Raw genomic sequence first — 5,919 nt, 5'->3', positions numbered from 1 at the left:
TGTGAAACTGCCATAATTCTTCTCCTTAATGACAAATAGTCTATTTAAGGAGGCGGAATCAAACCGTGACAAGTCCATATCAGTGACGGTATTCTTGCTGATGCCTAGATCGCGAGCTATCCAGCGATAGCTGCGGCCTTGGGCACTCAACGCGATGACTTTCGATGCCAACCGATCTGATTTGGGGCGCTGGCCTGTCTGGCGGCCGAGTTTTCTGCCGCGCGCTTTCGCGGCGGCGAGGCTTGATTTCACCCGTTCGCTCAGCAGATCGCGCTCGAATTGAGCGATGCCAGCGAGCAGGGTTGCCATCATGCGGCCGTGCGGCGTGCCAAGTTCGAAGGTCATGCCGCTCATGGCGACAACCGAGACCTTCCAGCCTGCCAATCTGTCGAGCGTCGTCAACAAATCCTGCGTGGAGCGTCCCCATCGCGAAAGTTCCGTAACGAGGATAGCGTCGATCAGTCTGGCCAGAGCCAGATCGAGAATCCGGTTTCTGGCGACAGACGAAGCGTCATTGTTGCGACATTACATTTTGTCCGATGACGATATGAAGCATATTCACGAGCGCCGCAGATCACGCAATCGTTTCGGCTTCGCATTGCAACTATGTGCTCTGCGATACCCCGGTCGGCTTCTGTCACCGGGAGAGCTTATTCCACAAGAGCTAACTCGGTTTCTGGCTGCACAACTTGGACTGCGCGTCGAGGACCTGTCCGAATATGCCATGCAGGAGGAGACACACCACGATCATTTGGCTGCCTTGCCCATGATCTACGGCTATAAGAGCTTTGCCGGTCGTGCAGCCCAGGAATTGCGGGATTGGCTTGCCACTCAAGCCGAGGATGCTCGTTCCAATGAGGGTATCGCGCGCCGATTTGTCGAGCGCTGCCCTCAAGCCCAGATAATCCTGCCTGCTATTACAACAATCGAGCGGCTGCGTGCCGACGCCCTGGTGGAGGCCGAACGCCGGATCGAGACGCGGATTGCCGAGCTTTTGGATCAACCCATGTGCGACAGGCTCGATGCGCTGCTGACGGAAATGGTCGAAGGCAACATCAGCCGCTTCATCTGGCTGCACAAGATCGAGGCAGGCAACAATTCGGCCATCGCCAACCGGTTGCTCAACAGGCTCGAATTCTTGGCTGATATCGCTCTCGACCCACAGGTGCTCGCCGACGTTCCGCCACAGCCTCACGTTCAAATTCCTTCGTAAAGGGCACTCGCTTCGTCATAAAGGTTTCCTTTCAACTCATAAAAACCTCTCCACTTTTGCAAAGCAAGTCCAGTCGAGGACATTGCACCATAACGCAAGGGCATGGCTGTTACGCGCTCTGCTAATGCGCCTATGCGCGATTTAGAGGCTGTGGTGCAGGCACTTACCACCCATGCTACCCGTGAGCGCGATTCATATGATCGACTTGTCCCGCGCCGCAGTCTTGTGACGGTTAGAACCGTGCCGAAAAAGAAAAATAACGTAAATATATCTTGCAACAAGTAAGGCATTGCCGTACAGTGTGACTATGCAAACGATCCTTCAAACATCAACCTTTCTCATGCAAGCCAAGCGGTGCGGTCTACCCGATGATGAATTGCAGGAGATTTTAACAACCATAGCGTCAGACCCCAAAGCGGGGGCGTTAATGGCTGGTACAGGTGGCGCTAGAAAATTGCGCCATGCCTGTAAAGGCCAAGGAAAGAGCGGAGGATTCCGCACAATTCATTATTTTGGCGGCGATGATATTCCAATTTTTGCGCTATCAATTTACGGCAAAAATGAAAAAGGAAATCTTACAAAAACTGAACGAAACGAACTAACTGCAATTCTGCCAAAGCTGGCAGAAGCCTATAGAAAGGTGAAAAAATGACATTTGGAAAAGAGCTTATCCAAAGTGCAAACGAGGCTCTGGCTATTGCTGAAGGCCGCGCAGAACCCGCCGCAGTATTTGTGCCGGAAACTGTTGACGTTGCAGCCATTCGTAAAAGTCAAAATCTTTCACAGGCTGAATTTGCTAAACGCTACGGCCTCTCTGCAGGTACAATCCGAGACTGGGAGCAAAAGCGCCGTCAGCCGGATCGCGCCGCAATGCTGTTTTTGAAAGTCATTCAAAAAGCACCTGATACTGTGGCGCAGGCTATCCAATCTTAATTAGATCCCTTTCAGCGTGTTTGAAAGGCAAAGCCGTGAACAATCTCAGCCCGCATCGAGCGGGCTGAGATTGTTCGGAAACCCCAAGCTCGTTTCCGAACCATTCCCCGCCTCTAATTTTAACACTGCCAAGGTTAAACGGTTTGCATGTAACTCAGAGCAATAAATTACCTATTTTTTATCAAAATACGGCTTGAAATATATGTAAGTGATTGAGATCAACGCAAAAATTGAGCCAATTGTAATCAATGATTTAAAATAGCTTTGATACGCAGGATCGTGGAAGGTTGCCAAAAAGCTGAATATAAAAGCTGCTACAGTACAACCAAGAGCAATGATTAAAAGCAGCATGAAAAACAGCGGCCATTTGGCTTGCTTTAAAGTTTCCTTTAAATTTTTCGGCTCATTTTTTATGTTTATTGTTAATTATCCCTCATTGACTGAAGTATTAACTGAATTGTCTATTTATAATTGACCTATGGTTGAAGATACAAGCCATTTTCTAATCATCAGTTGCAATTGATAGTCATAGCGTCACCCTACGGGTCGGGCTTTATTCCGTTTGCCCTGGCACTGCTTTGCAGCGACTAGGGCAAACTACACCGAACCCGCAAGCGGTTACGTCCATTCGGGTAACAATCCCTGACGCAAGAACGATTTTGACCGCGCAAGCGCGGACATTATTGATATTTCTGCCCCTGCCAACAGTCGCCCCATAATTGCAAGGGGCAAGCGCGGCGAGCCGCTTGACTCGTTCAAAAATAAGGTTCTCCAGCAAGCCGGAACCTTCCTTTTTAGCCCTCAACCCCTTTGCAATTTGGTTCGACCGGCGGGGGGCGGGCTGTGCCCCATAGGCGCTAACTTAATTTCATCACGGTTGTTATTATTGGGTGATTTGTGTAGCTCGAGGCATCTTGGTGGATCGCAGAGGCGGCATTTCATTCGATCGGCCGAGCATATGCATTAGTGCAGAATGGACTTGCTTCGCAAAAGTGGAGAGGTTTTCATGAGTTGAAAGGAAACCTTTATGACGAAGCGAGTGCCCTTTACGAAGGAATTTGAACGTGAGGCTGTCCGTTTGGCCGAGACGAGCGGTCGGACCCGGTGTGAAGTTGCTGAAGATCTTGGTGTCGGCCTGTCGACACTCACACGGTGGATTTCCCGCAACCGAGATGCCGCCATTGATGATCCCAAACTGGTTGACCCGAACGAAGATATGACGGCTGAACTAAAGCGTCTTCGTCGAGAGAATGAGATATTGCAGCAGGAACGCGAGATATTAAAGCGTGCCACAGCTTTTTTCGCCAAGGAGGGAAGTCGATGAAGTTTCGTTTCATTGATCAGGCGAAGAAGGAATTCCCCGTATATCGTCTTTGTCATGTCATGGGTGTCAGCCAGAGCGGTTATTTTGCCTGGAAAGATCGGTCGGCCACCCGCCGCCAGCGCGATGATATGGTCATGCTGGCGCATGTGCGCTCGGCCTGGTCTCTCTCGAATGAAACTTATGGCAGCCCGCGTATGGCGCGTGAGTTACAGGATCAAGGTTTCGCTGTCGGGCGTCGCTGGATTGTCCGCCTGATGCGTGAGAATGGAATGCAGGCGCGTCAGAAGCGCCGTTTCAAGAAAACCACCGACAGCCATCATGCTTTTCCAGTTGCACCCAACATTATCGCGCAGGATTTTGCCGCAACAGGACCTAACCAGAAATGGGGTGCTGACATCTCGTATATTTGGACGCGAGAAGGATGGCTGTATCTCGCTGTCGTCATTGATCTCTTCGCACGCCGTGTTGTCGGGTGGTCCGTCAGTGACCGCTTGCATCGTCGGTTGGCTCTTCAAACTCTCGAAAAGGCCATAACAATGCGGCGACCGCCGAAGGGCCTGATCCATCATTCTGATCGCGGAAGTCAATATTGTTCCCTTGACTATCAGGCGAACGGCATCACGATTTCCATGTCTGGAAAGGGAAATTGCTACGACAATGCCATGGTCGAAACGTTCTTCAAGACGTTGAAATCAGAGCTGATCTGGAGGATGGTATTCCAGACAAGGCACGATGCCGAAATCGCTATTGCCCGATATATTGAGAGCTTCTACAATCCTATGCTCCGTCATTCTTCACTCGACTATCTGAGCTCAGCTCAGTTCGAAAGAATGGCCGCCTAGTGGAAAAATGCCTCTCCACTTTTGCGAAGCAAGTCCAGGGCAAGTCTGGTTGACAGATGCGTTTTTCGAATTCATCAACGAATTTTACAACATATGCAGAAATCATTCGACACTCGGAAGAATATCACCCGCTCAATTCGAACCAATAATCGTCGAAAGGAGATAAAGAGGCGCGGGACAAGACCAGACTCACTCTGGCACGTTTCGATGCCGTTCGGGGGCGGTTCACTCCAACAGCTTCGGGCCACTGGGTCAGTAGGGGAAAATATGACGATAGACACAGCTTTTCAATATCAAAATGGCAAACGGATCGGTACTATTTCTGTTGGAGAAAACGTTTCAGCAGCACCGGATGATTTTGTATGGATCGCACTGAGCGAGCCCACGCACGAGGAAATCACGCTGCTCGCCACAACATACAATCTCCATCGATTGGCCGTTGAAGATGCACTGACCTCACGTAGGGCACCAAAGGTTGAGGTCTTCGGCAATGAACTGCTCGTTATCGTCAACACTGCTCAGCTTGAGGGGGATGATATCAAGTACGGCCAGATTGCCATTTTTGTTGGCCCGGCTCACGTCATTACAGTGCGACACGGCGCCAACTCTGTGCACGAGGAGGCCATGTGTCGGTTCGACGCGTCCAACGCTCTTCTCAAAAGCAGTCCAGGAGCTGCACTTCATGCCGTGTTCGATGTAACGGTCGATGGCTTCCTTCCCTTAGTTGAGGCCATTGAAGACAAGGTGCTGGAAATGGAAGCTCAGATGCTGGAATCCGGTCTCACTCGAGACCAGGTAAGACGGCTGTTCAAGCTACGCAGAGAGCTCATTCTGTTTCAGAGAGTGCTTGGGCCGACATCACAGGTCGCAGCCAGGCTTGTGGACCTTGTTGACCTGTCCTGTATGGATGGCGACACCACGCCCTATTTTCGCGATGTTACCGACCATCTCCACCGGCTCGACAATGTCGTTGATGGTCTATGGGAGGTCGTCACTTCCGTGTTTGAAGTGAGCAATCTTCTCGAGCAGCAAAGACAGAATGCAATCAGCAGGCAACTTGCAGCCTGGGCCGCTATCATCGCAGTACCAACCGCTGTCGCAGGTATATACGGCATGAATTTTCAAAATATGCCGGAATTGGCGACCGAATACGGCTATTATGTTGTCCTCGCTGCCATCCTCGTGATCTGCCTCACTCTTTATTGTCGGTTTCGAAAGTCCGGCTGGCTATAAGAGCCTTCTCTGATTGGCCCGTAGCCGAAGCGACGACGCTCAGACGCCACCTTCTTAATCGCCTCCCGAATGGCCGCATCGTCTGGTAGCACACTGCGGTATCGCAAACTCGACCGATCTACCGATAGAACCTATCACGCCCGACGCTGGCTCACCCCGTGCTGCAATCAGACGTGAGCCACGGCATCCCGCTTCACATCGGGCGTCACCATTTTTTGAAGCGACATCCGTCAGGATCGCATTATGGCCTCAGCCAATTGCTTCTTCAGCTTGGGGCATCGGACACGCCCATCCCGCCATTGGACTTGTCCCGTTTTATTTCCGCCTCTTTATCTCGTTTCGGCGGTTATCTGTTCGAATTGAGCGGGCGATAT

The 5,919-nt window shown here is 51.1% G+C and carries 6 protein-coding genes and 1 pseudogene; 6 read left to right on the top strand and 1 reads right to left on the bottom strand.

The features are described from left to right. A partial coding sequence (locus HBA93_RS17575; protein ID WP_353619392.1) for a recombinase family protein occupies positions 1 to 450 on the bottom strand: 450 nt, incomplete at its 3' end. Here HBA93_RS17575 and HBA93_RS24310 point away from each other — a divergent pair. The 6 genes and pseudogenes from HBA93_RS24310 to HBA93_RS17550 all read left to right on the top strand — a co-directional run. Further along, a pseudogene (locus tag HBA93_RS24310) lies at positions 449 to 1,186 on the top strand (DUF4158 domain-containing protein); the annotation flags it as partial. The gene HBA93_RS17575 and the pseudogene HBA93_RS24310 sit on opposite strands and share 2 nt — an antisense overlap. A 334-nt stretch (positions 1,187 to 1,520) precedes the next feature. Further along, positions 1,521 to 1,865, top strand: a complete 345-nt coding sequence (locus HBA93_RS17570; RefSeq protein WP_221724144.1) for a type II toxin-antitoxin system RelE/ParE family toxin — start codon at positions 1,521 to 1,523, stop codon at positions 1,863 to 1,865. Beyond that, positions 1,862 to 2,146: a NadS family protein gene (gene nadS / locus HBA93_RS17565; RefSeq protein ID WP_221724143.1), complete on the top strand. Its 285-nt coding sequence runs from the start codon at positions 1,862 to 1,864 to the stop codon at positions 2,144 to 2,146. The genes HBA93_RS17570 and nadS overlap by 4 nt, the downstream gene beginning before the upstream one ends. A 1,027-nt stretch (positions 2,147 to 3,173) precedes the next feature. Then, a protein-coding gene (locus tag HBA93_RS17560; protein ID WP_221724142.1) for an IS3 family transposase occupies positions 3,174 to 4,312 on the top strand; the annotation gives its coding sequence in 2 pieces (ribosomal slippage) (positions 3,174 to 3,438 and positions 3,438 to 4,312; 1,140 coding nt in all). Between the two features lie 267 nt (positions 4,313 to 4,579). After that, positions 4,580 to 5,545, top strand: coding sequence for a magnesium and cobalt transport protein CorA (locus tag HBA93_RS17555; RefSeq protein WP_221724141.1), 966 nt, complete (start codon positions 4,580 to 4,582; stop codon positions 5,543 to 5,545). A 158-nt stretch (positions 5,546 to 5,703) separates the two neighbouring features. After that, the coding region (locus HBA93_RS17550) for a hypothetical protein (protein ID WP_221724140.1) at positions 5,704 to 5,919 on the top strand (216 nt) is incomplete at its 3' end.

This window comes from Ochrobactrum sp. SFR4, from assembly GCF_019730395.1.
Classification (GTDB): Bacteria; Pseudomonadota; Alphaproteobacteria; order Rhizobiales; family Rhizobiaceae; genus Pseudochrobactrum.
This window is presented reverse-complemented; position numbering and strand designations above follow the sequence as displayed.

Excerpts from the sequence above, each read along its gene's own strand:
- HBA93_RS17570 (WP_221724144.1), top strand. The coding sequence starts at position 1,521 with ATGCAAACGATCCTTCAAACATCAACCTTTCTCATGCAAGCCAAGCGG.
- nadS (WP_221724143.1), top strand. The coding sequence starts at position 1,862 with ATGACATTTGGAAAAGAGCTTATCCAAAGTGCAAACGAGGCTCTGGCT.
- HBA93_RS17555 (WP_221724141.1), top strand. The coding sequence starts at position 4,580 with ATGACGATAGACACAGCTTTTCAATATCAAAATGGCAAACGGATCGGT.